Genomic DNA, 26,975 nt, shown 5'->3' on the forward strand with positions numbered 1-26,975 from the left:
CGTGGTCAACCGAGGCAGGACGCGGCGAGCTTGCCGACGGTGACGACCGCGCGCTCGATCTCCGGCGACCACGGGCTGCTGTAGTTCAGGCGGATGAAGTTCCGGTAGCTGTCCGCGATCGAGAACATGTAGCCGGGCCCGATCGTGATCCCCTGCTCCAGCGCGAGCTGGTACAACCGCATCGCATCGACCTGTGCCGGCAGCTCGATCCACAGCACGTACCCGCCCGCCGGGGTCGAAATGCGCGTCCCTTCCGGAAAGAACCGCGACACCATCGTGCGCATCAGGTTCGCCTGCTGTGCATACGCCTTGCGAATCCGCCGCAGGTGATGCTCGTAGCCGTCCCGTTCGAGAAACTCCGCGATCGCAAGCTGCGGCAGCGACGGCGTCGCGAGCGTGTTCAGGAATTTCAGCTTCTCGACCTGTTCGCGATAGCGGCCCGGCAATGCCCAGCCGATCCGGTACGCGGCCGTCAGGCTCTTCGAGAACGACGAGCAATGCAGAACGATGTCATCGCGGTCGAACGACTTCAGCGTGCTCGGATGCATGTTGCCGAAGTACAGTTCGTTGTACACGCCGTTCTCGATGATCGGCAGGTCGGCCTTCGTTGCGAACGCCACCAGTTCGCGCTTGCGCTCGTCGGGCATCTGGAAGCCGAGCGGGTTCTGGAAGTTCGGCATCACCATGCACGCGGCGATCGGCTGCGACTTCGCGATCGCGGCCAGTGCCGCAATGTCGATCCCGTATTCCGGATGCGTCGCGACCTCGATCGCCTTCATCCCCATCCGCTCGATCGCATGCAGCATCGCGTAGAACGTCGGCGATTCCACCGCGATCGTGTCACCCGGCTTCGCGACCGCCTGCAAACACAGGTTGATCGCCTCCGTCGCGCCGACCGTCACGATGATCTCGTTCGGGTCCACCGACATCCCGTTTTCCAGGTAGCGGCGCGCAATCTGCCGGATCAGCCGCGGATGGCCGGGCGGCAGCCCGTCCGTCACGCCCCACAGCGACTTGTCGCGGCCGGCCGCATATGCGTAGCGGTTCAGCTTCTCGAACGGAAACAGGCTCGGGTCCGGATATGGCGAGCCGAGCGGCACCGCGTCGTCCGTGCCGATCGAGCGCAGCGTCGACAGCACGAGCCGGCTCACGTCGACCGACGACGAGATCGCGATCGGCTTCGACGGCCGCAGCTCGCGCACGGGCGCATGACTGTCGTCGCGACGCAGGTTCACGAAATAGCCCGACTGCGGCCGGCTTTCCAGCAGCCCGCGGCTTTCGAGCAGCAGGTACGCATGCAGCACGGTCGTGATGCTGATCCGGTGCTGCTGGCTTGCCTGCCGCACCGACGGCACACGATCGCCGTGTCGATACACGCGTTGCCGGATGAGTCGCTCTATGTCGTTTGCAAATTTCTCGTAGAGCTTCATCCGCCTCGCCCCGCCGGCGGTGAACCGACCTGCAATGCATGGGCGTTCCGGCCGCGCCGATGCACGAAGCCGGATAGCCGTGGCCGGCCGCGGGCGTCCCGGTTCGAGCCTCGTCCGTTACCGAAATTGAAGGCGGATAGCAATGCGGATTCCATCAAGACAAGGATCGGCATCCTACTGCTTCAATTCGACGAATGTAAGTGACAGTTTGACGATCAAACGTCAAATTCGGTCGACGTGGTGAACAGATTGAAATGCCACGGCATGGCACCACGCGATCGCGCGGTGCTGCATCGTCGCCCGGCGTTTTGTATTTCTGATTGACGTCAGCCGGCGCCGACGCGATGCGTGGTCGGCCCGGCGATGCGCGGGCCTGCGCGAACTCAAGCGTCGTCGACGTTGTCCGCATAGTGGTCGATCGCCACCTTGCACTCGTCGAACACCACCGTCAGCAGCTCGATGTCGTTCGACTCGACCCACTTCCTGATCTGCAGGAAATAGCCGGTGCCGAGATCGGCGATGCGGGCCGGATCGTCGGTCGTCACGTCGACGGTCGCGAGCGCGCGGTTGCCGGGCAGCGGCGACAGCGTCGCCGCAATGTCGAAGCGCCGGTACGATTGATCGATGCGCATGCTGTTCTCCCGAGAAGCGGTTCGAAAATGGCGCGCTCAGTCGAGCGCCTGGCGGAAGACCTTGCCGCCGAATCCCGTCACGACGTTGTCGACCGAGAACGGCGTGGCTTCCTTCGCCTCGAGAATGATCGCGACGCTGCCGGGCACGAGCCGCGCCGCCACCGTCTCGACGAAGGTGCCATCGAGCAGCGCGTTGCCGGCCGCTTCCGCGAGGATGCCGGCGCCCGCGCCGGCCGCCATGCCGGTGACCACGCCGAGCGGCCCGGCGAGTACCCCGAGCAGGCCGCCCGCGATCGCACCGATCAGGCCACCCTTGAACGGCCGCGATTCGGCGTCGAGCACCGCGAGCTTGCCGGCCGCGTCCTTTTCGACGACGACGCCGTTCTCGATGTGGAATCCTTCATTCTTCTCCGATAGCGCCTCGAAATCGTTCGCGGCCTGGCGGGCCGTTTCGACGCTGCCGAACACGGCGACGATCAGTTGCTTGGTCATTCGACACCTCTCCCGTGAAGATGGGCTGCGCGGCCGCCGCACGCCGTACGGCGCGACGGTCCTGCGCAGCAGATTCGGACCGGGCACGCACGGCGCGCCGGCAACCCGGTGTTCGATTCAGAGGCCGGTGGCCGCCGCACGTGCGCGGGCCGCATCCCCATACGCGTGCGCGGCCGCCTGCTGCATCGCGACGACGGACGGCACCCGTGCGCGTGCCGTATCGGCGTCACGCGCGTCGCGCGCCTGCCGGTACGCGTCCGACGCCGCATGCTGCAATTCGATCGCCTGCTCCGCTTCGACGGAATGCGTGCTCATCCGACACCCTCCTGTAAAGACATTGCATAGCACCGCGGCATGCCGCTCGCCTGTCATCTGCGCGCATGCACATCGTCCTCGACATCGTCGACGTCGGCCGGAAAGCGATGCTGGCCGAAACTCAGGATCAGCACGCCCACCGCGAGCAGCACGATCCCGAACATCGTCATCAGCATCCGCTCGGGGCTGTCGGTCGCGCCACGCAGGATCAGGTCGCGCGCGAGCGACGTCATCGCAATGAACAGCGGAAACCGCACGGGCAGCCGGCCGAGCCGCAGATAGCGCACGTCCATCGCGAGCACTTCCAGATAGAGGAACATCAGCAGCAGGTCCGTCAGCGATACCTCGCCCGCCAGCACGACCTTCCACGCTTCCTGCATCATCGCGAACGCGGTCGCGAGCCCGATCACGATCAGCCCGGCCAGTTCGGCCGCGTGAAGGAAATGACCGAAGCGACGACGGATGCGCTCGGCGGGCGAACAGGAAACGGTAGACGTATTCAAGGTGACAGTCGCTGTGATGATGCGCGTGCGGCGCCGGGCGGCGGAAAATCGGTGCAATGCGCGGTGTCGTGTGCATCCGGCGCTTGCGCACCGGCCGAGTCAATCGCCTGCTCGACCGCGGACAGCGTCCGGCGGCAGCACACATGGAACGCGACGCCCGCGTCCGTGCAAGCGACGTCGTGCACGCGGCACTGCAGCAGCCGACAGCCGAGGTAACGTTCGAGGCAATCGATCCGGTCGCTCACCTGCGCCTCGTCGAGCTTCAATTCGGACGCGGCGCCGGACAGGCCGCCATGCTCGACCACCGCAACAAAAACACGCATCGCTTCCAGCAGGTTCATGATGTCGCTCCTCGTCCGCGGGCGCAGCGGGACCTAATCTACTGCACGCGGCACGCACGCTCAAGAGCACAGCGCCGCAGGCGCCAGGAGTACAGCTGCGCGGGTCCGACGCAAAATCCGGCCCTGTTTGACGCATTCGAATGACAGATTGACGATACGTGTTCCAAAGACCTGCCGAAGCTGCTAGATTGCATGCTCGACGACGTTACGCGGTGCGGGCAGGTCACGCGCCGGGCGGCCGGCCGCCGCCGCTGCGGCCCGTTGCGCGATGCCCGCGCAACGTCCTTCATCCGCATGTCACAAAGAGAACAGTCGCATGACACAGTTCAACCGTTCGCCTTCGCGCGCCGCGGCAGCCGCGGCCCGTCCGCCTCGACATGACTGACCGGCAGGCCGCGATGCAGACACCTCCCCCGCTCTCCCAGGCCGTTCACAGCACGATCACGCGCAGCGCGATCTTCCTCGTGGCGACGATCAATCCCGGTGCCGATCATGCCGACACGATCCGTGCATGGTGCGGCGACATCGCCGCGCTCGTGCGCTCGGTCGGCAAGCGCGTGCCGGGCGGCAACCTGACGTGCGTGTGCGGCTTCGGCGCCGACGCATGGAATGCGCTGTTCGGCGACCCGCGCCCCGCGTCGCTGCATCCGTTCCGCGAATTCGGCGCCGGGCAGCGCGTCGCGGTCGCGACGCCGGGCGACATCCTGCTGCACATCCGCGCCGACGCGATGGACCTGTGCTTCGAACTCGCGACGCAACTGCTCGGCGCGCTCGGCGAAGCCGTCACGGTGGTCGACGAGGTGCACGGCTTCCGCAATTTCGACCAGCGCGCGATGATCGGCTTCGTCGACGGCACCGAGAACCCGGAAGGCCGCGACGCGGTCGACTTCACTGTGATCGGCGACGAAGACGCGGCATTCACGGGCGGCAGCTACGTGATCGTGCAGAAGTACCTGCACGACATGGCCGGCTGGAACGCGCTCGCGGTCGAGACGCAGGAGCGCATCATCGGCCGCACCAAGCTGTCCGACATCGAGCTCGCGCCGGACGTGAAGCCGTCGTCGTCGCACAGCTCGCTGACCACGCTCGACGAGAACGGCCAGGAAGTGAAGATCCTGCGCGACAACATGCCGTTCGGGCGCCCGGGCGCCGGCGAATTCGGCACCTATTTCATCGGCTATGCGCGCTCGCCGGCACCGATCGAGCAGATGCTCGAGAACATGTTCGTCGGCCGCCCACCCGGCAACTACGACCGCCTGCTCGACTACAGCCGCGCCGTCACCGGCTCGCTGTTCTTCGTGCCGTCGGCCGACCTGCTCGAGGCGCTCGCCGATCGCGCGGCGCCGGCCGCCGACGTCGCGCAACCGGAATCCTCGTCGTCCGCGCCGCATCGCGACGGCTCGCTGAAAATCGGATCGCTGAAAGGGACCCAAGCCTATGAATAACCTGCACCGCGAACTCGCCCCCGTCTCCTCGTCCGCCTGGGAACAAATCGAGGAGGAAGTGGCGCGCACCTTCAAACGATCGGTGGCCGGCCGCCGCGTCGTCGACGTCGACGGCCCCGAGGGCCCCGAGTTGTCGGCCGTCGGCACCGGGCACCTGGTGGAGGTCGCCGCGCCGCGCGAGCACGTGAGCGCACGGCTGCGCGAAGTCCGCACGATCGTCGAGCTGACGGTGCCGTTCGAGCTGAGCCGCGATGCGATCGACAGCGTCGAGCGCGGTGCGCGCGACGCCGACTGGCAACCGGCGAAGGACGCCGCGCAGCGGCTCGCGTTCGCCGAAGACAACGCGATTTTCGACGGCTACCTGGCCGCCGGCATCGTCGGCATCCGCGAAGGCACGTCGAACCGCAAGCTCACGCTGCCGGCGGACGTCGGCGCGTACCCGGACGCGATCAGCGACGCACTCGAGGCGCTGCGCCTCGCGGGCGTGGACGGCCCGTACTCGGTGGTGCTCGGCTCGGACGCGTACACGGCGCTCAGCGAAGCGCGCGACCAGGGCTATCCGGTCCTCGGCCACATCAAGCGCATCGTCAGCGGCGAGATCATCTGGGCGCCGGCGATCAGCGGCGGCTGCGTGCTGTCCACGCGCGGCGGCGATTATGAGCTGCACCTCGGGGAAGACGTATCGATCGGCTACACGAGCCATACCGACAAGGTCGTCCGCCTGTACCTGCGCGAAACGTTCACGTTCCTGATGCTGACGAGCGAAGCATCGGTGGCCGTGGCGCCGCAGGCCAATCCGGCGGCCTGACCCCGGTTGCCTGCGCGCGATGCCCGCCGGGCGTCGCGCGCGACCGGCCGCGCCGCCGGCCGCATGTTCGTCGCCGATCGAACCCATCTTGCATGGAGAATGTCATGAGCGATACGAATGATGCACTGCAGGCGCTGCAAGCGTCGGTCGACAGCCTGAAGAAGACGGTCGATGCGAACGCGGGCAGCCAGGCCGGCGACACCGCCGTGCTGTTTACCGTCGTGTCGTTGCTGCTGGCCGAGTTGCCGCCCGACACGCGCAACCTGATCGAGGATTCGTTCTCCGTCTGGGCCAATGGTCTGCCGAATGCGACACTCTCGACCGACGTGAAGCAGATCGCCCGGCAGCGGCTCGCGATGAAATTCGACGGTTGACGCCCGTTCACCACGGTTGCGCCATGTCCGGCCCGTACCGTGCAACCCGCCCGCTCCGTCGCCGGCCCCACGGCACGCATCGGCCACGCTGCGCGCGCGGCAGGATGTGACCGGCTTGCGCCCGCCACCGGCGCATGCGCTCACACTGCGGCACTTTTGCCGCGTTTGCCCTCCTGCATCGCCGTCCGTTTGCCGGCAACCGGCGCCCTGCGCGCCGATGTCGCACCGCGATCCGTCCGCGTTCCGCGCCTCCCTGCTTCCTGCCACCGCGTGCCACGCATGCTGCGCACGCCCGCGCCGCCGCGTGCGCGCCCGTCTGTACTCCTTGCCCCCCGTGCGCACGCGCATGTGAGGGTGCAATTCGCAGTCGGCCCGGTGTGGAACTGTGTCTTGGATGACCCTCGCCGATTCGCTATTTTGAACGCAGTCGAAGCGATGCCGTGGGCTCCTCGCAGCACTCGCGCTTCCCGCCCCGACCGCGACCGTGTGCCACGCCGGCGCGCGCTGCGCGACTGCGTGGGCGCGGCACGCGCGCCGCCGTGCTGCGCATGGCGGTCGCGTGTTCGCAGTCGGGACGCGCGAGCGCCGCACCGCATCGGGACTTCACCCTTCGACCCACCTTCACCGACAGGAGCCAGACCACCATGCCCGCACTTTGCGATATCTGCCACGCCCGACCGGCCGTCGCGCGCGCAACCGTGATGCAGGACGGCGAGCGCAAGACGATCTCGATCTGCGACTACCACTTCCGTCAGTTGATGCGGCACCAGAGCATGCTGAATCCGTTCGATTCGCTGCTGGGCGGTGGCGGCCCGCCCTCGCTGTTCGGCGGGCTCGACGACGAATCGCCGCTCGCCGAGATTCCGCGCGAATCGGTCGACCCGACCGACGCGTTCAGCGAACAGACGCTGGAACTGCTGCAGCGCGCGGCCGAAAAGGCGCACGAGTTGCGCCGCAGCGAGCTCGACACCGAACACCTGCTCTACGCGCTCGCGGACACCGACGTGTGCGCCGCGCTGCTGAAGGAACTGAAGCTGTCGCCGCAGGACATCAAATCGTACATCGACGAGCATGCGCACACCGGCACGGCCGCCCCCGACGCGCCGCTCGACAAGCTGTCGATCTCGCCGCGCGTGAAGAAGGCCGTGCAATACGCGTTCCAGGCGTCGCGCGATCTCGGCCACTCGTATATCGGCCCCGAGCACCTGCTGATCGGGCTCGCGTCGGTGACGGACAGCATCGCCGGCACGCTGCTGAAGAAATACGGCGTAACGCCCGAAGCGTTGCGCCAGAAGGTCGTGAAGGTGGTCGGCAAGGGCGCGGAGGACGGCCGCGTCGATGCGCCGACCGGCACGCCGAACCTCGACAAGTTCGGCCGCGACCTCACCGCGATCGCGCGCCAGGGCAAGCTCGACCCGGTGCTCGGCCGCGCGCAGGAAATCGAGAGCACGATCGAGGTGCTCGCGCGCCGCAAGAAGAACAACCCGGTGCTGATCGGCGAGCCGGGCGTCGGCAAGACCGCGATCGTCGAAGGGCTCGCGCAGCGGATCGTCAACGGCGACGTGCCCGAGGTGCTGCGCGGCAAGCGGCTCGTCGAAGTCAACATCAACTCGATGGTGGCCGGCGCGAAGTATCGCGGCGAATTCGAGGAGCGCGCCAAGCAGCTGATCGACGAAGTGACTGCGAAGCAGAGCGAACTGATCCTGTTCATCGACGAGCTGCACACGATTGTCGGCGCGGGCCAGGGCGGCGGCGAAGGCGGCCTCGATATCGCGAACGTGCTGAAGCCCGCGCTCGCGCGCGGCGAACTGAGCCTGATCGGCGCGACGACGCTCAACGAATACCAGAAGTACATCGAGAAGGACGCGGCGCTAGAACGGCGCTTCCAGCCGGTGTTCGTGCCGGAGCCTAGCGTCGAGCAGACGATCGTGATCCTGCGCGGGCTGCGCGACAGCCTCGAGGCACACCACCAGGTGACGTTCGCCGACGACGCGTTCGTCGCGGCCGCCGAATTCGCCGACCGCTACATCACGTCGCGCTTCCTGCCCGACAAGGCGATCGACCTGATCGACCAGGCCGCCGCGCGCGTGCGAATCGGCGCGACGTCGCGCCCGGTCGCTATCCAGGAAGGCGAAGCGCAGATCGCACAACTGAAGCGCGAGCAGGACTACGCAACGTCGCGCAAGCGCTTCGACGAAGCGAAGCAGTTCGAGGAGCAGATCAACGCGAAGCAGAAGACGGTCGACGAGATGATGGAGGCGTGGCAGCGCAAGACCGGCTCCGAGACGCTCGAGGTGACGGTCGAGGCGGTGGCGGAGGTCGTGTCGCGCCTGACCGGCATCCCGGTGTCCGAACTCACGCAGGAAGAACGCCAGAAGCTGCTGAAGATGGAAGAGCAGTTGCGCGAGCGTGTGGTCGGCCAGAGCGACGCGGTAGTGGCCGTCAGCGATGCCGTGCGGCTGTCGCGCGCGGGGCTCGGCCAGACGCACCGGCCGATCGCGACGTTCCTGTTCCTCGGGCCGACGGGCGTCGGCAAGACCGAGCTCGCGAAGGCGCTGGCCGAGACCGTGTTCGGCGACGAGCAGTCGATCATCCGCATCGACATGTCCGAGTACATGGAACGGCACGCGGTCGCGCGGCTGATCGGCGCGCCGCCCGGCTACGTCGGCTACGACGAAGGTGGCCAGCTCACCGAGCGCGTGCGGCGCCGCCCGTACAGCGTGATCCTGCTCGACGAGATAGAAAAGGCGCATCCGGATGTGTACAACGTGCTGCTGCAGGTGTTCGACGACGGCCGCCTGACCGACGGCAAGGGCCGCGTGGTCGACTTCAGCAACACGATCATCATCGCGACGAGCAACCTCGGCGCCGCGATCATCATGGACAACCTGACGCAGCCGGAAGCCGCGCGCAAGACCGACAAGGCGCTCCGCGACGAACTGATGCAGGTGCTGAAGGGCCACTTCCGCCCCGAGTTCCTGAACCGGATCGACGAGGTGATCGTCTTCCACGCGCTGTCGAAGGAGAACATCCGCGCGATCGTGCAGATCCAGCTCGACCGCGTGGTGCGTACCGCCGCTGCGCAGGACATCGCGCTCGTGATGGGCGATGCGCTCGTCGAGCACCTGACCGAAGCCGGCTACCAGCCGGAGTTCGGCGCGCGCGAGCTGAAGCGCCAGATCCGCCAGACCATCGAGACCAAGCTCGCGAAGGAGATCCTCGCCGACCGGCTGACGTCCGGCGATCGCGTCAAGGTCGACTACGACAAGGACAGCGACGAAGTGAAGTTCGACAAGATCGCTGCGCCTGACGCGAAGGAGGCGAAGAAGGACGCCGACGGCAAGGCGAAGGTGAACGGCAAGGCGGCCAAGGCGTCCGGCGACGGGAAAGCTGGCGACGCGAAGGCCGGCGATACGCCCGCCGACGTGCCGCCGCCCGCCGCGAAACCGTCCGGCAAGAAGTCGTCCGGCGCGAAGAAGGACACGCCCTGAAACCCCGCCTGCCCTGCAACCCCGGGGCACGCATGACCGGCTCCGTCCACGCGACGGAGCCGTCCCACGCCGCGACACGGCGCAACCCGAGCCACCCGCCACGGGCCCGGCTCATGGAGACTCACATGACAAATCGACGCGAAGTGCCAGGCATCAGGAAGTACGATGGGCCCGCCGGTGGTTGGGGCGCGCTTCGCGCGACAGCCGACGCGGTGCGCACGCAGATGGAAACCATCGAGGCGCCGATCGTGCTGATGCGGACCAACCAGCCCGACGGCTTCGACTGCCCGGGCTGCGCCTGGCCCGACAAGGAACACAAGTCGACGTTCCAGTTCTGCGAGAACGGCGCGAAGGCCGTCACGTGGGAAGCAACCACCAAGCGCGTGACGCCCGAGTACTTCACGGCGAACACCGTGTCGTCGCTGCTGCGCATGTCGGACTACGAACTGGAGAACATGGGCCGGCTCACGCATCCGCTCGTCTACGATCGCGCGACCGATACGTTCAAGGCAATCGAATGGGACGACGCGTTCGCGCGCATCGGCGAAGTGCTGCGCGCGCTGCCGCCCGAGCAGGTCGAGTTCTATACGTCGGGCCGTGCGTCCAACGAAGCCGCGTACCTGTACCAGCTGTTCGCGCGCGAGCTCGGCACCAACAACTTCCCCGACTGCTCGAACATGTGCCACGAGCCGACCAGCGTCGGCTTGCCGCAGTCGATCGGCATCGGCAAGGGCACTGTGTCGCTGGAGGATTTCGACCAGTGCGAGCTGATCATCTCGATCGGCCACAACCCCGGCACCAACCACCCGCGGATGATGGGCACGCTGCACGAGTGCGCGCGGCGCAACGTGCCCATCATCGTGTTCAATCCGCTGCGCGAGCGCGCGCTCGAACGCTTCGCGGATCCGCAGGACATGATCGAGATGGCGTCGTTCGGCTCGACGCGGATCGCGTCGACGTACTACCAGGTCGACGCGGGTGGCGACGCGGCCGCGCTGAAGGGCATCATGAAAGCGCTGCTGCAGCTCGAAGCCGAGCGCGGCGACGTACTCGACCGCGACTTCATCGCACAGCATACCGACGGCTTCGACGCGTTCTCGACCGACCTGCAGGCCACGTCGTGGGACGATATCGAGCGCGCGAGCGGCCTCAGCCAGGCGCAGCTCGAACAGGTCGCGCTCGCGTATGCGAAGTCGAACGCGACGATCATCACGTACGGGATGGGCGTCACGCAGCACAACAAGGGCACGGCAACCGTGCGCCTGATCGCCGACCTGCTGCTGATGCGCGGCAACATCGGCAAGCCCGGCGCCGGCGTCTGCCCGCTGCGCGGCCATTCAAACGTGCAGGGCAACCGCACGGTCGGCATCACCGAAAAACCGTCGGCCGAATTCCTGAAGAAGATCGAGGACGTGTGCGGCTTCACGCCGCCCGCGCATCACGGACACGACGCCGTGCAGGCGATGCAGGCGATGGTCGACGGCAGTGCGAAGGCGCTGCTGTGCCTCGGCGGCAACTTCGCGGTCGCGCTGCCCGATCCCGAGCTGTCGTTCCCGGCGATGGCCAAGCTCGACCTGAGCGTGCATCTCGGCACGAAGCTGAACCGGTCGCACCTGCTGGTCGGGAAGGAAACCTTCATCCTGCCCGTGCTCGGCCGCACCGAGCTCGACATGCAGGCGAGCGGCCGGCAGTCGATCACCGTCGAGGATTCGATGTCGATGGTCCACGCATCGGCCGGCAAGCTCAAGCCGGCGTCCGACCAGTTGCGCTCGGAACCCGCGATCGTCGCGGGGATCGCGCATGCGACGCTGCCGAACAGCAAGGTCGCGTGGCTCGACCTGATCGCCGACTACGACCGCATCCGCGACCTGATCGACCGCACGGTGTCCGGCTTCGAGGCGTTCAACGCGCGCATCCGCACGCCGGGCGGCTTCCGCCTGCCGCTGCCGCCCACCGAGCGCGTGTGGCCCACGGCGACCGGCAAGGCGATGTTCTCGGTGTACAAGGGCGTCGCGGAAGACGCGGAAGTGCTCGGCGGCGAGCAGGTGCTGCGGCTGATCACACTGCGCAGCCACGACCAGTACAACACGACGATCTACGGGCTCGACGACCGCTATCGCGGCGTGTTCGGGCGGCGCGACGTGCTGTTCATGAACCCGGCGGATCTCGCGAAGTACGGGCTCGAACACGGCGACCTCGTCGACATCGAGACGATCACCGCGTCGGGCCGGACGCTGCGTCTCGAGAAGATCACAGCCATCGAGTACGACATCGCGCCGGGTTCGGTCGGCGCGTACTACCCGGAAGCGAACGTGCTCGTGCCGCTCGACTACATCGACAAGGAAAGCGGCACACCGTCGTACAAGTCGGTGCCGGTTCGCGTCGCGCGCTCGGCAGTCGTCTGATGCACGGGCAGGCTTGCGACGCGTCACCCGCCGCGAGCCTGCCCTTTACCTGCCGAATCTCCTCCGCACGCCACCGCATCGCAACCGGTGCGGTGGCCCCACCCTTCCTTCGCTACTTCTAAAAGCGCGCCGCTTACCGCGCCGCCGTCGGCGGCAAATGCGCACCGGTCTGCCGACGCCGATACGCGCTGTCGCGCGTCGCGAGCCAGTAGTACAGCGGCGACGTCAGCACCAGCCCGACCACCCACGACAGGTCCGCGCCGCCGAGATGCGCGGGAATCGGGCCCGCATACATCGGCGTGTTCATGAACGGAATCTGCACGAGGATGCCGATCGCGTACGCGAGCAGCGCCTGCGGATTGAAGCGTCCGTAGATTCCGCCATCCACCATGAAGATCGACTTGATGTCGTACTTGCCCTTGTGGATCACGTAGAAATCGATCAGGTTGATGGCTGTCCACGGCACCAGCACGACAAGCAGCGCGAGCACGAGATCGACGAGGTTGCCGACGAAGTTCGTCGACGCGCCGATCGCCGCGTAGCAGCACGCGACGAAGATCACGACCGACACCACCGCGCGCGCCTTCGCGGTGGGAATCCACTGGTAGGCGAACGTCTGCACCGACGTGATCACCGCGAGCACCGCGCCGTACAGGTTCAGCGCGTTGTGGCTGATCACGCTCAGCAGGAACAGCACCAGCATCAGCGGGCCGAGCGGGCCGGTCGCCTGCTTGACCGCGTCCATCGTGTCTGCGCCGGCCGGCACCGCGAGCACCGCGACCGCGCCGAAGATGAACGCGAGCGTCGAGCCGATCGTGCAACCGAGATAGGTCGCCCAGAACGTCGACGCGACACCGACATTCTCCGGCAGATAGCGCGAATAGTCCGACACGTACGGTGCGAACGCGATCTGCCACAGCGCCGACAGCGACACCGTCGCGAGCCAGCCCGCGAAGTCGAAGCCGCCGCGCGTCAGGAAATCGTCGGTCGTCACGTGCGTGAGGATCGTCCAGAAGCCGACGAGAATGCCGATGCCGAGCACCCACGTGCCGATGCGGTTCAGGATGTGGATGAACCGGTAGCCGACGATGCCGATCAGCCCCGAGCCCACCGCGCCGATCACGATGCCGACGGGCACCGGCACCGACGACGCGATGCCGTGCACCGATTTGCCGGCGAGCACGATGTTCGACGCGAAGAAGCCGACGTACATCACCGCCGCGATCACCGTGACGAGCAGCGCGCCCCACGAACCGAACTGCGCACGGCTCTGGATCATCTGCGGGATGCCCATCTGCGGCCCCTGCGCCGAATGCAGCGCCATCAGCACGCCGCCGACGGCCTGGCCGACGACGATCGCGACGATCCCCCACATCAGGTTCAGGTGGAAGAGCTGCACGCCGAGCGCGCCGGTCACGATCGGCAGCGGCGCGATATTGCCGCCGAACCAGAGCGTGAACAGGTCGCGCACCTTGCCGTGCCGATCCGCGGGCGGCACGTAGCCGATCGTGTGTTTCTCTATCATCGGGGACGCGTTGCGGTCCACGTTTGTCATGGCGATGTCTCCTGTCCTGCGCGGCGATGCGCGCTTGCCGTGTCAGCCGGCGCGCGACGGTGTGCGCGCCTGCAATCGGGTCCGGATACGCGAGCGACGACGCGCCGCGTGCTCGCGCGGCGGTGTCGGCCGAAGCGGTCAATGCACGGCATGCGGGGACGGATGACATGTCCCGCCGGCGCGTGCACGGCTTCGTCGTGATCCAGGTTGGAGGCGATGGTGCACCCCGGTTGGCGCGACGGAGAAATACTAAAAATATTTTCGGGACATACGAAAAAGCTCTGCAGCGGAAATTCCGGCCTCAGGCTTCTTCAGGTAAGGTGCTACGCAAAACCATGGACAGATTGCGCCCGCGGCCGCTCGCCGTGGGCCGGGCATCAGAGGTGCGTGTGGCTCACTACACTTTGCGGCAACTGAAATACTTCGTGACGACGGTCGAATCCGGCAGCGTGGCCGAGGCGTCGCGCCAACTCTTCATCGCGCAGCCGTCGATCTCCAGCGCGATCAAGGGGCTCGAAGAAAGCTTCGGCGTGAAGCTGTTCATCCGTCATCACGCGCAGGGCGTGTCGCTGACGCCGAGCGGCACGCGCTTCTACCGGAAGGCGCAGGAACTGCTGCGCATTGCGCACGAATTCGAACAGAATGCGCTCGCCGACAACGACGTCGTCACCGGGCAGATCGACATCGGCTGCTTCGAGACGGTCGCGCCGCTCTATCTGCCGCAACTGATCGCAGGCTTTCGCGAACGCTATCCGGGCGTCAACATCCGACTGCGAGACGGCGACCAGCAGGAACTCGTGCAAGGGTTGACGGCTGGTTCGTTCGATCTCGCGTTCCTGTACGACCACGATCTCGACGGCACGATCGAGACCGAGCCGCTGATGCCGCCGCAGCAGCCGTACGTGCTGCTGCCGGAGGACCACCGGTTCGCGGGTCAGGCGCAGGTGTCGCTGCGCGATCTCAGCGTCGAGCCGATGATCCTGCTCGATGTGCAGCCGAGCCGCACGTACTTCGTCAGCCTGTTTCACGAGCTCGGGCTCACGCCCAACATCGTGTTCGCGTCGCCGTCGATCGAGATGGTGCGCGGGATGGTCGGCCAGGGCTTCGGCTTCTCGTTGCTGGTCACGCGCCCGCATTCCGAATACACGTATGATGGCCGGCGCGTCGTGACGATCGGCCTCAGCGAAACCGTCAGTCCGTCGGGGCTCGTCAGCGCTCGGCTGAAACGCGGGCAACTGACCAAGCAGGCGCAGTCGTTCGTCGATTTTTGTCGCGAGCGGCTCGCGGAGATCAACGCGGCGTTGCTGCGATAGCGGGAGGCCGGCGTCACGCCCAAACAGCAAAAAGCACGCGCTCCAGACGGGGCGCGTGCTTTTCGATTCGATTCGTGGCTTGGAGCTTGCAGCGATCCGGTCAGGCGGCCGCGGACAGATGGTCGGCCAAACGTCGCAGCATCGCGTCGCAGCCATGCAACTGATCGAGCGTCACGAACTCGTCGGGTTTGTGCCCTTGGTCCATGCTGCCCGGCCCGCACACCACCGTCGGAATGCCGGCCTGGCCGAACAGCCCGCCCTCCGTGCCGAACGCCACCGTGCCGAATGCGTCTGACCCGGTCAGCATCGCCAGCAGGCGCGCGGCTTCGCTGTCGGGCGCGGTCGCCAGCCCCGGATACGCGCCCAGCGACTGCAAGCGGATATCGGTATCCGGCTGCACCGCGCGCATCCTCGGCAACAGTTCGGATTCCGCATAATCCTGCAGTTTCTTCGGTACGTCGTCGGGATCGAAATCCGGCAGCGCGCGCACCTCGAAATCGAACTCGCATTCGGCCGGCACGATGTTCTGCGCGCGGCCGCCCTTGATCAGCCCCGTCTGCACGGTCGAGAACGGCGGATCGAAGCGGTTGTCGTGATGCTCCGGCCGCGCAAGCGCCGCGCCGATCTCGCCGAGCCGGCCGATCAGCTTCGCCGCGTAGTCGATCGCGTTCACCCCGTACGGCGCGTACGCAGAATGACACGCGGCGCCCTTCACGTGGCAGCGCATCGCAAGCTTGCCCTTGTGACCGAGCACCGGCTTCAGTTCGGTCGGCTCACCGATCAGGCACAGGCGCGGGCGATGCTCGCGCGCGGCCAGTGCTTCGAGCATCGGCCGCACACCAAGACAGCCGACCTCCTCGTCGTACGAGAACGCGAGGTGCACGGGCTCGCGCAGCGGCCGCGCGACAAATACCGGCACGGCCGCAAGCACCGACGCGATAAAGCCCTTCATGTCGGCCGTGCCGCGGCCGTACAGACGACCATCGCGTTCGGTCAGCCGGAATGGCTCGACCGTCCACGCCTGCCCGTCGACCGGCACCACGTCGGTATGGCCCGACAGCGCGATGCCACCGCGATCGCGCGGCCCGATCGTCGCGAACAGGCTCGCCTTCGTGCGTTTCGCGTTGTAGAACAGTTCGCTCGATACGCCGAACCCGTCGAGATAGTCGCGGATGAATTCGATCATCTCGAGGTTCGAATCACGGCTGACCGTCGCGAAACCGATCAGCCGTTCGAGCAACGCGCGGCTCGACGTGTCACTCATCGCCCGGCACTCCGTAGCTCGGCGCGGTGGTCGGGTTCAGCGCGCGCGCCTGGTAGTCCTGCATCTGCGGACGATACGCTTGCCACAGCGCATCGAGCTGCCCGATGGGATCGGCGTCGGCCCAGTCGACACGCAGGTCGACGATCGGCCAGGTCACGTCGCCGGCCACCTTCAGCGCCGCCGAATGGACCGGCCCCGCCTCGCCGCCGGCCGCCATCGCCGCGTGCATCGCGGCCAGCAGGCGATCGGCGAGCAGGCCGGGCGCCTGTTCGAACGCGCGCACCATCGCATCGATCACGGCCGGTGCGGCCAGCAGGTTGCCGGCCGCCACGCATTGCTCGCCCTTCACCGCATGGTGCGTGCCAAGCGCTTCCTTGCCGGTGAAGCACGCCGTCTGCCCCTGCCCGTCGATCACCGTGACCTGCCGGTACTGGCTCCAGCCGTTCGCGCTCAGCGCGCGGTCGAGCGCAGCGGCCGGCGCGAGCTGCTCGTGCTCGATCAGGTCGAGGATCTGCGGACCGAGCGCCGGCAGCGTGATGTTCTGCGTCGCGACTGCGCCGACGCCCGCGCGCACCCACGGGCAGCGCGCGCCCACCGCGATGCTCGACGAGCTGATCGCGATCCCGAGCTGGCCCGTCTCCGGGCAACGCCCGACGATGGAGAAAGTCATGTCGCCTCCTATGCGCGGTTCGGCTGCCAGTTGTCCGGGATCACCGCGATCACGTCGATCTCCATCAGCCACTGCGGCTGGCCGAGCGCCGACACGACGAGCCCCGTCGAGATCGGATAGACGCCCTTCAGCCACTTGCCGACTTCCTGGTACACGGGCTCGCGATAACGCGGGTCGATCAGGTAGGTCGTCGTCTTCACGATGTGCGTGATGTCGCTGCCGGCTTCCTCCAGCAGCTGCTTGACGTTCTTCATCGCCTGCTCGGCCTGCGCGCGCGGATCGCCGAGGCCGATCAGCTTGCCGTCGAAATCGGTGCCGACCTGGCCGCGCACGTACACGGTGTTGCCGGCCCGCACGGCCTGGCACAGGTCGTTGTCGAGCGTCTGGTTCGGGTAAGTATCCTTCGTGTTGAACATGCGGATACGCGTATGGGTAGGTTGGCTCATCGAGGTCCTTCGATCGTCGGTGGAAACACCCGCCGCGCCGGAAGCAGACGCGGCGCGGCGGGTTCAGGTCAGTTCGTCGCTTCAGCGAGCGGGCGCGTGTCGGCCGGCGCCGATTGCGCGGCCGCGCGGTGCTGCGACGCGTCGTGGTAGTCGAGGTACTTGCGCTGCGTCACGATGTGATCGGCGATGTGCTTCGCGTCGTGCCAGACGCCCCAGATGAAGCTGGAGCCGCGCCGCGACAGCCACGGCAGCCCGAGGAAATAGATGCCGGGCTCCTTCGACACACCGCGCTGGTGCTGCGGCTTGCCGTTCGCCGCGAACGCGTCGACGTTCAGCCAGCCGTAGTCGACCGCATAGCCTGTTGCCCAGACGATCGACGTGATGCCGGCACCGGCGAGGTCGAGCGCAAGGATCGGCTGCGCGACGCATTCGGGGTTCGGCAGGATGCGGCGTGCTTCCGGCTCTTCCGGCAAGTCGAGGCCGTTGCGCGCCGCATAGGCATCGGCCGCGTCGAGCAGCGACAGGTAGTTCTCGTCGCCGCGCGCGAGATTGATCGCGAGATCGCGTTCGAACTCGACCACGCCGCCGTCGAACGACTTCGTCAGCCCAACGAGCATCACGCCCTGGTTCGCGAGCTTGCGGAAATCCACCGTATGGCCGCCGCGCGCGCCGCTCACCGCGATCGTCACGTGTTCGCGGCCGGGCGTTGCGACTTCCTTGTCCCATTCGCCGAGCACGCCGAGCCACCAGCAAAAATCGCGGCCGCGATACGCGCGCGGCGGGCGATCGTGCGGCCCGACCGACAGGTAGACCTGCCGGCCCGCGCGCTGCAGTTCGTCGGCGATCTGCACGCCCGACGACCCCGCGCCAACCACCAGCACCGCGCCTTCCGGAAGCTGGCCCGGGTTGCGATAGTCGGCGGAATGGATCTGCACGAGACGCGCGTCGTCCGACGCGATCGGCGGAATGACCGGGCGCTGGAACGGCCCCGTCGCGACGACCACACGGTTCGCCTCGATCGTACCGTCGGACGTCTCGACGACGAAGCCCGGCTTGCCCGCGTTGCGCACGACCTTCTTCACGTCGACGCCCGTGCGGATCGGCGCGTTGAATTTGCGCGCATACGCTTCGAAGTAGTCCGCGACCTGGTCTTTCGATGCGAACGCATCGGGATCGAGGCCGTCGAATTCGAGCCCCGGGAAGCGGTCGTGCCACGCGGGGCCGTTCGCGACCAGCGAATCCCAGCGCCCCGTGCGCCAGCGTTCGGCGATGCGGTTGCGCTCCAGCACGAGATGCGGCACGCCGAGCTTGCCCAGGTGTTCGCTCATGGCCACGCCGGCCTGCCCGGCGCCGACGACGAGCGTATCGATTGAGATTGTTTCAACTGCCACGGCTGTCTCCTTCTGAAGTGCGGCTCGATCGAGGCCGGTCGTCGCGTTCCGGCCATCGCTGCGATCAGCGGGCGATCGCGTGAGTTGGAATGGAGACATTCTGCTGACACGCTGGCGCGCGCGAAATGATGATTTTTGTTGGTGTTGACGAGCAAAAAGCTGGGCGTGACGGGGGTGGGGCCTGCCTGACACTCTCGCGCCGCGCTACTTGACGGCAATCCTTCCGATCGCGCGGTGCGCCATTCTGTCCGGCGCGGACAGTCGGGGCGCGATTCAGCGTTGAGTGGGGAGAAGCTGGAATGGCCGATTCGCCATATTCCGTTGCTGCACGGCATGCCATCGCGCAACACGTTCATGCCGGATGTTTGCCGCGCTCGGTCCTCGTCAGCTTGAGGCCTGCTTCATATGCAGGATGAGCGCACTTTTGCCCGCTCTGGGCAGGCAGATAGTCGCGATTGACGGTAAAGCGGCTCGAATCTCATGCGGCAAGTTCGAACCACGCCGCCATGAGCGGCACAAAACGGGGCCGGTAACCGCTGTGGGCCGATCCGCAGTCGCGTTGAGGAACCCCGTTGACGGGCACGACTTCGATTCAATGCCCGCCGTTGATCTCGGTGTCCTCGAACGCCAGATGCTCGAAATAGCTGCCCGTGAAATCCACATCCAGCCCTTTGAGCCCGTGCGCTTCAACCGTGGTGCCGGTACAATCAAGCACTTGCACCGAATGCCACGTGTTGCCATCGAACCTAACGCCGTTCCATTTGCATCTCAGAAACTTCACGCCATTGAAAGTGCTGCCGTGAAAATTCGCTTCATCAAAACTGCAATCGACGAACGTACATCCGGAAATTGCAATTCCTGTGAAGTCGCAGCCGGCAAACGCACAGGTCGAAAACCGGCAACCCGCCCAACCGGCCTGCCGGAATGACGTTCCGGTAAAGCTACTACCGCTGAAATTGCTGCCGGCAAATTGCGCGAGACCCAGATCAAGGCCGGCATAGGCCGAACTGTCCGACTGGCCGGACAACCCCGCGGGCATACCGCCCGCGCCCTTGCGCCACTGGTCATGCTTGTAGATGATTTCGGAACTGCTCATCAGTCTGCATCCCGATGCGCAGGAGCAGACGGATCGCTCCCGTCCTTGCCCGAGGGCTGTTCGTCATCATCGTCAGATGTTGCCGAATCCCGGCTGGCGAACCATGCGACCAGGCCACCCAAGGCAATCAGCGGACCGAGAAACAGGAAATTCTCGATCGCGAAATCGCTCACATCGTGCGAACCGTAGCTGCCTCCGCTGATCTGGGCCACGGCCCCCACGGTTGCAATCACGCCCCAGGCAGCCAGGATCAGACCTCCGGCAAACACCATCGCGGCCATCGTCGACTTACGCATCCCCTCTCCGTCAAGCATTCTCGGAAGCGTTGCCGACGCTGACCTGAGGCAGCTTCGCAAACCCGAGGTGATTGGCTTCGTTCCACCACGTCCACGTCACGTCCGTCGGCGATACCTCCAGATGCATGGCCCGCGGATCGGGAAACGTGTCACCCTGCATGACGTAGGCCTGGCGATACCACTGATTGAACGTGGCCGCCCGAGGATGATCGTCCGCCACGCTGGCCTGCCAGACGCCCGTCACCGGGCACGCGCGCGTACCGCGACACTGGATGGCAGGGTCGGGGAATTCGGCGGCGCGCGCAATGCCCTGCGTCACGCGGGGATGCGACTCCGCCTGTTGCGCGGGCATGGGAATCGCGTCGCCGACATAATGGAAGAAGATGCGACCGTCCTCAGGCATCAAGCCGGGACGGCTCCGATCGAATAATTCGTCCTTCCGGTAATGCATCGGCGCCTGTGCCGCATTCCACGCGAAGTGACGTTCGGCGGTCGGATATTTCAGCTGAGCGATCCAGTAGCCGCCGACAGGGGCGGCGGTCGTTTCCGCCTGCGGAGGAACGGCAACCGGCGGCTTCTCCGGCAGCATGTAGCCATCGGGCACATGCGCGCGGCCGGTTCGCAGCGACACGGGGTGCGCGGCGGGTTTGGCCGGCGACACCGGCGCGGACGTCACCGCCTTCGCCGCGTCGATCAACGTCTCCTTGTTGCCATCCCACTTGGGCAATTTGACCGGCGGCAGCGGCACCACCTTGTCCAGATTCGGCAGACGCAGGTCGGGGTCGCGCTCGAGGCGATCGGCAAGAACTCCGTAGCGTTCGGCGCGGGCTTCGTCCTTGACATGACCGACGAGCGCATCTCCCTTGCCAAACGACGCACTTAACCATCCGGCACTCTCGGCACTGCCGAATTTCACGCCCGCGTGCAACGTTTTGAGTGCGCGTTCGTTGTTCTCGCTCAACTCGGCTCGATCGCCCGCAATCGTCGTCCCCAACTCATATGCCGCACGCCCGTTTCCTTGCGCGACGGCACATTCAAGCATCTGGAGTGCAATCTTGCGGTTGCCCCAGAAGCCCGCTTTCGGATCGTCATAGAGCGCGTCCATCTTGCCACCCAGATACGCCATCGCACTCGGGCTGCCCATTTCCGCGGCGAGTTGCCAGAATGCATAGGCCCGGCTCGCATCCTGCGTTACACCCATGCCGTTCATGTAATACGTACCCATCAGATCGTAGGCCGCTGGAATACCCAATTTCATTGCCTGTTCGGTGATCTTCACGGCATGTTCGGAATCGCGATCCACGCCCTGCCCCTGGGCGTAGGCATTCGCCAGATTCAGCATTGCCTTCCAGTGCTTGCGTTCGGTGGCCTTCGTCCACAAATCGACAGCGCCCTTGTAATCGCGCTGGTTCGGCCACAACAGCGAGCTGGTAAGCGCCACTGCCTGCTGGTTCCATCGATCGGCCTCCGGATCGAGCGGGGGAACAACGTCAACCTCGTGCTTGCACTCAAATGCGTCGCGGTGAGGGTTAAAGGCGGTCAACGACATGTTGCGAGGGAGAGAATCGTTCATTGAGCAGGCGGTACATGCAAAGAACAGGAAAGCAGAAACTAATCGGGTAAAGCCGATACGGTTGGCGGAAGTCGAACGCAATTGATTTCGCACGATATAGGAAACCTATTCAGGAAAAGCGAACGCCTGTCTCGCGCTCATCATGGAACGGATGCAGGAAGCCGGTTGGCGCGTCCCCCTTCTTCCGGGCAATCTCATTGGCCCGCAACAATTGCACCCAGTTGCGGAACGCCTTCGACATGGCCTGCGGAGTCAGTGACGAGGGATTGCAATCTGCTGCATTTCCGGTGTGAAGCTTCCACACGCGCTTGCGCAGATCTTCGCTCTTCGTCTGGTCGTCCGTTCCCACGTTGATCTCGGCATCAACCACCATGCTCCGCAAATTCAGGTTGGCGCTGCCCAACGTGAAGAAGCTGTCGTCGATCAGCAGCAGTTTACTGTGGATGTAGATCTCCCTGTACCGGGCCGCGAATGATTGCGTTGGCAACGGTAGCATCGGCGCCAGATCCGGGTCGGGCAGTTCGCCTTTGGCTTGCTGCTTCTTCACATATTCATCCCAGCGAGCCTGCTTCTTTTCCGTCTCGATGTTCAGCTTGGAACTGCGCCAATTGTGGTCAAAAGTCCAGAGACTACCGACCAGCGCACGGATACCCATTTGATCCAGCGAATTTGCCAAGGATGCCTTGTCGCCGAGGTCCTTGGCGCTTTGCGCCGCAGGCGACAGCGGTGCAGGATAAAGGTCGGGGTCGATCCTCGCGCCGCTCGCTTTCTGCCGCTTGACATAGGCGTCCCAGGTCGACTGTTGCTTCCGGTTGCGCGCGAGTTCGTCTTCCACAGCCTTGTCCTGATTGGGCATAGAAGTGCCATAGCCCAGCACCTTAACCGTATCGTGTGTGCGCGGCACCATCTGTATCCGCTCAGGCGTGGGAATGACAGCCATCACGTGCAAATTCGGTATGTCAACCGGACTCTTGCCGGCCGCCTGACTGCACGAGAGAAACTCGGTTCGCCATTCCTTCAGCTTCTTCGGCCACTCGGTGTATTGAAAATACTGGTTCTCGACGTAGATATAACTGCGCGCGAAGGACGTCGCCTGTTCATACAAGGCCTTGACGGATTTGTCCTTTTCTTCGGGCTGGGTACGGACGACTTGCGCCCGCTGGCACGGGGTGCCGAGATTTTGCGTCAAGCCCGGGGGCACTTTTTTGAAATCGTGCGTTCGCGACACGTTCGCGCCCTTGCCCTTGGCCCGGTTCCACGCATCGGTGAAGTTCTTGCTTACCGCCACCAACGCTTCGCCCCGAATCCGACTCGCATAATCCTGATACGGCTTCAGGCCTGGTTGCGCGTCATTGGCCCCCTCCCATGCCTCGCCGCGGCGAGGATCGTTGAAGAGGTGCTGCTGCGTGTCCCAATAGTCCGTCACGCTGTTCAGGCCCATCACATAGCCGACCGCGTGCGCACCGCCCTCGTGGTCGTAGTCGATCAGGATGGTTTTCTGATGGTCGGTGGCTAACTTCTCCAGACCCAGCACTTCCACGTAATCGCGCTTGCCCGGCTCGTTTGCCAGGCTTTCACGAACATCCTTACTGCTGCCGTCCCGCGTGCGAAGAGACAGGTTGGGCAGCCGGCCGGCAAACGCATCGTCGTACCATCGCGCATTGAAATCCTCGCGCCGCTCCTGGGGAGTCTGCGGCTGGGGCGGATTGTCCGTCGGCAAATAGATGCCGCCCGCCATGCCGACCGCCCTCGCCATCTTCTCTTCGTAGTTCAGGCGGCCACCGCTGTGGCCCGGCATGTTGTTCGAGAGGGAACTTCCGATCACGCCATACCACGAGAGCAAGCGAACCTGCACCGGTTTGCCGTTGTTGAATTTCCCGGCCGCCACATCGCGCAGCAACCCGCCCCAGGTATCCCCTCGCGGCCAGACTTTTCCATTCCGGATCAACTCCATCCCGGGATCGAAGCCCCAACAAATGATCTCGACACTGTGCTTGGCCGCCTTCAAATCGGCCGCTATCTGTGTGAACGCATCCTCGCCGCAAATGAATACGTCGAGATTGTTCTTTTCGTACGGCGGCGCATAGTAGTTCTCCGTCTTCTCCAGAAACCACTGCGCACTGGCGACCGTCTGACGCTTGCAAACGTCGACCGGCGCCTTCGATTTGTTTTGGGTATTGGTGTCGGACATCAAGTATCTCGTCGAGAACCGGGGGATTGCGCGTCAGCCCTGTGCGTGGCGCTGGCGCGATTCCGGATCACCGTCAACTGCCCGCCATCCCTGCGCAGCCAATTGATCGTCGTCGGTCAACCCTCCATCCATCACGGGCAAGTCGATCTCGTGCCCGTTGTGAAGCTTGACCATATAGGAAGACGTACCTTTTTGGTGATTGGAAATGATCAACTGACCATGTTCGTCCGTCACGCCGTCTGCAATCTTGGCGGTGCCCTTGTAAAGCGTGTACGGTTCGAAGGCGAGCGGTCGGCCACCCTCCGGATGCGAACGGAGCACCACAGCGAGACTGTCCTGTTGCTCCAGTTCCTTGAAGGTAACGGGATCAGGCGCTTTCACCGGCTTGTTGTCCGGCCCGACGAGGCTATGCGACGCCGCATGTTCGCGCCACACACCGCTCGTGCCGTGCACGACGCCGCCGCCATTCCACTGGCTGTAGCTCGAACCGCCGTTGATCGACGCTTCGTCGCTCGCCTGGGTATTGACCTTCGGCGAGCGGAACACGATTTCTTCGCCTGCCTCCAGAATGATGCGTTTGGCGGCCTTCACGACGACATCCTCTTTGTGCGCCTCGATCCGGAACTTGCCGTCTGCCGTGACCAGTGTCATGCCCTTGGCCGCGAAGGCGCTCATCCAGTCTCCGACCCGCATCAGCAGACGACGTCCCGCGCTGATCTGCGTGTTGCCGGTGCTCACGGCATCGATGTTGGTTTGCGCACCGAGCATCATCGCGTCCTGGCTGACCACGGTCACGCCGGCCGGCCCCTCGATCGTAACCATCGGTGCGCCGCCACCGCCACCGCCCTGGTTGACGTTGCTTCCGGCATCCCAACCCTTGATCTGCGATGCGATCTTCTCGATGCGTGCGAGGTCGGTGTTGTCGGCGTCATTCGCAGCGGATGCATCACCGAGGTTCCGTACCAGTTCCTGCAATTGCTCGATCAACGTCTGCAACGCCGTGCGTTCGAGCATCTTGCCTTCGGCACGTCCCTGCTGCTGCGCGGTCACATAGACGCCCTTCGCGGCGCGAATGACGGCCTGGGCGTCGGTTCTGGCCTCCAGACCGTCACCGCGAGGGGCCCCTTTGCCGTCATCGCGAGGCTCCGTCAGGTAGCCCAGGTTCAGCTGGGTATAGGTGTGCTCGCTGGCAAGCTGACTGCTGATCTGGCCGGGCGTATCGTCGAAACGCAACTGGTTGTAGCGATTCGCCTTGACTTCCTTGGTCTTGATGCCGGAAAGATATCGATTGCCCGGAAGCGAGCCCGTATGGCTGAACGTCGTCGGCATGTTGGGACTGCCGTGCAGCACCCCGGTCACGACCATCTTGTCGGGATCGCCATGCAGATGGTCGATCAGCACCTCCATGCCGGCGCGCGGCAGCATGTCCATGCCGTAGTTCGGGCCGGCCCAGGGGCTGACCCATCTCACCCACGCACTGTCCCGCTCGGTTCCGCTGGTGCCGGCGCCCTGCGCATGGGTATGGTCGTCGGCGCGCAAACCAAGAATCTGCACCTTGATGCGGCCCAATTCGTCGCAGTGCACTTCCTCACCATCCTGGCCAACCACCTTTGCGGTAAACGGATGCACAGGCGGCAAATCGACGCGCGGATCGTAGGCAGGTGTCAGTGGCACGCCACGGCGTACGCAAATGAAAGTGTTCTCGTAGCGGACCCCGACACCCTCTTCGACCGGCAACGCGTCGAAACTCCAGCGACTCGCTGCAAACAACGCCTGTGCCCGCTCATCGAGTGCCTTGGAAAAATTGTTGGTGGCCCGGTGGTGAAGACTGGTAACGACGAATTGCCGCTGCTCCTCAGGCCGGGTATCGACCTCCGGATGCCCGAGCAGCGTGAACCAAAAACCCGGCGAGACATCCCGGACATCGCTCGACGCATACACGCACTCGGCGCGACGTTCGTGCGCCAGAATGCGGGCCTTCGCCAAGCGTTCTTGATCGGCGTCCGAATCACCCGCATGCGGGACATCGATGACCGAATCGGCCAGCAACTTCGCGAGATCGTTGCCGGTCTCGCCCTGATCGACGATCGTCTCCTGCTCTGATTGAGCCATTCTGCCAGTCTTGTAATCCCAGCTGGAGCGTCGCACACTTCCTGGTGTCAGCGCACGGGCAGTGGACCAGAGTGTGACCGAATCGCGCTCCCTGGACTGCGCACCGCGGTGGTAAGACACGCGGCCCGCTGCCGCCTGCGGCAACTTCGCCGGATCATCGCAGAACACAAGCGTATGAACTGGCGTATCGGTCGACGCGCCGTCATGCTTGCCGGCCCGGGCATACCAGAAAATGCCATCGCGCCGACACAGTCGGCGGATGAAAGCCGCATCCGACTCATCCGCCTGGCGCGACTGCTCGCGCTTCGGATACTGGCTGCGATCGAGCATGAGTTCGAAATCAAAGGCCTGCGCCAAGGCAGAACTGCGTTGCTGCCATTCATGCAACAGCGTTTCCAGAATGTCCGGGACATTCATCGAACGGAACGTTCTGCTGTTGACACGCTGCTCGAGGATGCCCAGTGCATCTCGCAACGTGAGTTGGACGCACGTGAGAGAGCCGTCCGATTGGCCAGCGCGCACGTCGGTGATGATCCCGTTGATCGGGTACGGCTCACCTCGGTCCGTTATCAATTGAACCGAAAGCGGCAGCCCCAAAAAAGCGGACAGAGGAAGGTCCGGGCGTGAAGACAGACAGGTCAAATGCCCTTCGATGCCGGCACACAGACCTTCCGTCAAATCCACATTCTGCGGGACAAGGACATGCGCCAGCGCATCCTGATGACGGCCCCAATGAAACCGGATCGCACGATTGTTCTGATCGAGCGCGCTAACGAAGGCGCGCAGCATTTCGGTCACGTTCACTTATCGGTGGGCATTCGGCGACGACGCT

General features: G+C 65.1%; 22 protein-coding genes. 6 read left to right on the forward strand and 16 right to left on the reverse strand.

All coding sequences use genetic code 11. From position 1 onward, the window contains the following. Positions 1–5: 5 nt before the first annotated feature. The 6 genes from CUJ89_RS35035 to CUJ89_RS35060 form a co-directional block, all read right to left on the reverse strand. Positions 6–1,430, reverse strand: a complete 1,425-nt coding sequence (locus CUJ89_RS35035) for a PLP-dependent aminotransferase family protein (RefSeq protein ID WP_114182017.1) — start codon at positions 1,428–1,430, stop codon at positions 6–8. Positions 1,431–1,813: 383 nt separating this feature from the next. Next, the gene (locus tag CUJ89_RS35040) at positions 1,814–2,062 is read right to left on the reverse strand and encodes a hypothetical protein (protein ID WP_114182018.1); all 249 of its coding nucleotides are present in this window, start codon (positions 2,060–2,062) and stop codon (positions 1,814–1,816) included. Positions 2,063–2,098: 36 nt separating this feature from the next. Continuing rightward, positions 2,099–2,554 carry a DUF1269 domain-containing protein gene (locus tag CUJ89_RS35045; protein WP_114182019.1) on the reverse strand — a complete coding sequence of 152 codons (456 nt, stop codon included), beginning with the start codon at positions 2,552–2,554 and terminating at the stop codon, positions 2,099–2,101. Positions 2,555–2,671: 117 nt separating this feature from the next. Then, positions 2,672–2,869 carry a hypothetical protein gene (locus CUJ89_RS35050; RefSeq protein WP_114182020.1) on the reverse strand — a complete coding sequence of 66 codons (198 nt, stop codon included), beginning with the start codon at positions 2,867–2,869 and terminating at the stop codon, positions 2,672–2,674. 53 nt (positions 2,870–2,922) lie between these two features. Further along, a complete protein-coding gene (locus CUJ89_RS35055; protein WP_114182021.1) occupies positions 2,923–3,372 on the reverse strand; it encodes a phosphate-starvation-inducible protein PsiE in 450 nt (149 codons plus the stop codon). Beyond that, entirely contained in the window at positions 3,369–3,713 is a 345-nt protein-coding gene (locus CUJ89_RS35060) for a helix-turn-helix domain-containing protein (protein WP_114182022.1), read from the reverse strand. Before CUJ89_RS35060 ends, CUJ89_RS35055 begins: the two co-directional genes overlap by 4 nt. A 377-nt stretch (positions 3,714–4,090) precedes the next feature. On the opposite strand from CUJ89_RS35060, the gene CUJ89_RS35065 reads away from it, so the two are divergent. From CUJ89_RS35065 to CUJ89_RS35085, 5 genes are all read left to right on the forward strand, one after another. Beyond that, positions 4,091–5,158 carry a Dyp-type peroxidase gene (locus CUJ89_RS35065; RefSeq protein ID WP_114182023.1) on the forward strand — a complete coding sequence of 356 codons (1,068 nt, stop codon included), beginning with the start codon at positions 4,091–4,093 and terminating at the stop codon, positions 5,156–5,158. After that, the gene (locus CUJ89_RS35070) at positions 5,151–5,966 is read left to right on the forward strand and encodes a family 1 encapsulin nanocompartment shell protein (protein WP_114182024.1); all 816 of its coding nucleotides are present in this window, start codon (positions 5,151–5,153) and stop codon (positions 5,964–5,966) included. Before CUJ89_RS35065 ends, CUJ89_RS35070 begins: the two co-directional genes overlap by 8 nt. A gap of 104 nt (positions 5,967–6,070) precedes the next feature. Next, on the forward strand, positions 6,071–6,340 hold the full coding sequence (locus CUJ89_RS35075; protein ID WP_114182025.1) for a hypothetical protein: 270 nt from the start codon (positions 6,071–6,073) through the stop codon (positions 6,338–6,340). 644 nt (positions 6,341–6,984) lie between these two features. Continuing rightward, on the forward strand, positions 6,985–9,831 hold the full coding sequence (locus CUJ89_RS35080; RefSeq protein WP_114182026.1) for an ATP-dependent Clp protease ATP-binding subunit: 2,847 nt from the start codon (positions 6,985–6,987) through the stop codon (positions 9,829–9,831). 125 nt (positions 9,832–9,956) lie between these two features. Further along, complete coding sequence (locus CUJ89_RS35085) at positions 9,957–12,236, forward strand: FdhF/YdeP family oxidoreductase (protein ID WP_114182027.1); 2,280 nt, start codon at positions 9,957–9,959, stop codon at positions 12,234–12,236. 133 nt (positions 12,237–12,369) lie between these two features. On the opposite strand, the gene CUJ89_RS35090 is transcribed toward CUJ89_RS35085, so the two are convergent. After that, positions 12,370–13,791, reverse strand: coding sequence for a purine-cytosine permease family protein (locus tag CUJ89_RS35090; RefSeq protein WP_114182028.1), 1,422 nt, complete (start codon positions 13,789–13,791; stop codon positions 12,370–12,372). Between the two features lie 389 nt (positions 13,792–14,180). On the opposite strand from CUJ89_RS35090, the gene CUJ89_RS35095 reads away from it, so the two are divergent. Next, complete coding sequence (locus tag CUJ89_RS35095; RefSeq protein ID WP_114182029.1) at positions 14,181–15,104, forward strand: LysR family transcriptional regulator; 924 nt, start codon at positions 14,181–14,183, stop codon at positions 15,102–15,104. A gap of 100 nt (positions 15,105–15,204) precedes the next feature. On the opposite strand, the gene argE is transcribed toward CUJ89_RS35095, so the two are convergent. The 9 genes from argE to CUJ89_RS35140 form a co-directional block, all read right to left on the reverse strand. Then, positions 15,205–16,368 carry an acetylornithine deacetylase gene (gene argE / locus CUJ89_RS35100; RefSeq protein WP_114182030.1) on the reverse strand — a complete coding sequence of 388 codons (1,164 nt, stop codon included), beginning with the start codon at positions 16,366–16,368 and terminating at the stop codon, positions 15,205–15,207. Continuing rightward, positions 16,361–17,038: a DUF1028 domain-containing protein gene (locus CUJ89_RS35105; protein WP_114182031.1), complete on the reverse strand. Its 678-nt coding sequence runs from the start codon at positions 17,036–17,038 to the stop codon at positions 16,361–16,363. The genes argE and CUJ89_RS35105 overlap by 8 nt, the downstream gene beginning before the upstream one ends. 8 nt (positions 17,039–17,046) lie before the next feature. Further along, positions 17,047–17,484, reverse strand: coding sequence for a RidA family protein (locus CUJ89_RS35110; protein WP_114182032.1), 438 nt, complete (start codon positions 17,482–17,484; stop codon positions 17,047–17,049). A 68-nt stretch (positions 17,485–17,552) separates the two neighbouring features. Next, on the reverse strand, positions 17,553–18,875 hold the full coding sequence (locus CUJ89_RS35115) for a flavin-containing monooxygenase (RefSeq protein WP_114182033.1): 1,323 nt from the start codon (positions 18,873–18,875) through the stop codon (positions 17,553–17,555). Positions 18,876–19,467: 592 nt separating this feature from the next. Beyond that, complete coding sequence (locus CUJ89_RS35120; protein ID WP_114182034.1) at positions 19,468–19,971, reverse strand: pentapeptide repeat-containing protein; 504 nt, start codon at positions 19,969–19,971, stop codon at positions 19,468–19,470. After that, the gene (locus CUJ89_RS35125) at positions 19,971–20,267 is read right to left on the reverse strand and encodes a hypothetical protein (protein ID WP_114182470.1); all 297 of its coding nucleotides are present in this window, start codon (positions 20,265–20,267) and stop codon (positions 19,971–19,973) included. The genes CUJ89_RS35120 and CUJ89_RS35125 overlap by 1 nt, the downstream gene beginning before the upstream one ends. 10 nt (positions 20,268–20,277) lie before the next feature. Next, positions 20,278–21,840 (reverse strand): DUF6396 domain-containing protein, encoded by a 1,563-nt coding sequence (locus CUJ89_RS35130; RefSeq protein WP_114182035.1) that lies wholly within the window; start codon positions 21,838–21,840, stop codon positions 20,278–20,280. Between the two features lie 109 nt (positions 21,841–21,949). After that, positions 21,950–24,031: a phospholipase D-like domain-containing protein gene (locus CUJ89_RS35135; protein WP_114182036.1), complete on the reverse strand. Its 2,082-nt coding sequence runs from the start codon at positions 24,029–24,031 to the stop codon at positions 21,950–21,952. A gap of 33 nt (positions 24,032–24,064) precedes the next feature. Next, on the reverse strand, positions 24,065–26,932 hold the full coding sequence (locus CUJ89_RS35140) for a type VI secretion system Vgr family protein (RefSeq protein WP_114182037.1): 2,868 nt from the start codon (positions 26,930–26,932) through the stop codon (positions 24,065–24,067). Positions 26,933–26,975: the final 43 nt, after the last annotated feature.

The sequence above is a fragment of the Burkholderia pyrrocinia genome, assembly GCF_003330765.1.
Taxonomy (GTDB): Bacteria; Pseudomonadota; Gammaproteobacteria; order Burkholderiales; family Burkholderiaceae; genus Burkholderia; species Burkholderia pyrrocinia_B.

Bases quoted from the DNA above. Each gene is read 5' to 3' on its own strand.
- CUJ89_RS35035 (WP_114182017.1), bottom strand. From the start codon at position 1,430: ATGAAGCTCTACGAGAAATTTGCAAACGACATAGAGCGACTCATCCGG.
- CUJ89_RS35040 (WP_114182018.1), bottom strand. From the start codon at position 2,062: ATGCGCATCGATCAATCGTACCGGCGCTTCGACATTGCGGCGACGCTG.
- CUJ89_RS35045 (WP_114182019.1), bottom strand. From the start codon at position 2,554: ATGACCAAGCAACTGATCGTCGCCGTGTTCGGCAGCGTCGAAACGGCC.
- CUJ89_RS35050 (WP_114182020.1), bottom strand. From the start codon at position 2,869: ATGAGCACGCATTCCGTCGAAGCGGAGCAGGCGATCGAATTGCAGCAT.
- CUJ89_RS35060 (WP_114182022.1), bottom strand. From the start codon at position 3,713: ATGAACCTGCTGGAAGCGATGCGTGTTTTTGTTGCGGTGGTCGAGCAT.
- CUJ89_RS35065 (WP_114182023.1), top strand. From the start codon at position 4,091: ATGACTGACCGGCAGGCCGCGATGCAGACACCTCCCCCGCTCTCCCAG.
- CUJ89_RS35070 (WP_114182024.1), top strand. From the start codon at position 5,151: ATGAATAACCTGCACCGCGAACTCGCCCCCGTCTCCTCGTCCGCCTGG.
- CUJ89_RS35075 (WP_114182025.1), top strand. From the start codon at position 6,071: ATGAGCGATACGAATGATGCACTGCAGGCGCTGCAAGCGTCGGTCGAC.
- CUJ89_RS35080 (WP_114182026.1), top strand. From the start codon at position 6,985: ATGCCCGCACTTTGCGATATCTGCCACGCCCGACCGGCCGTCGCGCGC.
- CUJ89_RS35085 (WP_114182027.1), top strand. From the start codon at position 9,957: ATGACAAATCGACGCGAAGTGCCAGGCATCAGGAAGTACGATGGGCCC.
- CUJ89_RS35090 (WP_114182028.1), bottom strand. From the start codon at position 13,791: ATGACAAACGTGGACCGCAACGCGTCCCCGATGATAGAGAAACACACG.
- argE (WP_114182030.1), bottom strand. From the start codon at position 16,368: ATGAGTGACACGTCGAGCCGCGCGTTGCTCGAACGGCTGATCGGTTTC.
- CUJ89_RS35105 (WP_114182031.1), bottom strand. From the start codon at position 17,038: ATGACTTTCTCCATCGTCGGGCGTTGCCCGGAGACGGGCCAGCTCGGG.
- CUJ89_RS35110 (WP_114182032.1), bottom strand. From the start codon at position 17,484: ATGAGCCAACCTACCCATACGCGTATCCGCATGTTCAACACGAAGGAT.
- CUJ89_RS35120 (WP_114182034.1), bottom strand. From the start codon at position 19,971: ATGAGCAGTTCCGAAATCATCTACAAGCATGACCAGTGGCGCAAGGGC.
- CUJ89_RS35125 (WP_114182470.1), bottom strand. From the start codon at position 20,267: ATGCGTAAGTCGACGATGGCCGCGATGGTGTTTGCCGGAGGTCTGATC.
- CUJ89_RS35130 (WP_114182035.1), bottom strand. From the start codon at position 21,840: ATGAACGATTCTCTCCCTCGCAACATGTCGTTGACCGCCTTTAACCCT.
- CUJ89_RS35135 (WP_114182036.1), bottom strand. From the start codon at position 24,031: ATGTCCGACACCAATACCCAAAACAAATCGAAGGCGCCGGTCGACGTT.
- CUJ89_RS35140 (WP_114182037.1), bottom strand. From the start codon at position 26,932: ATGCTGCGCGCCTTCGTTAGCGCGCTCGATCAGAACAATCGTGCGATC.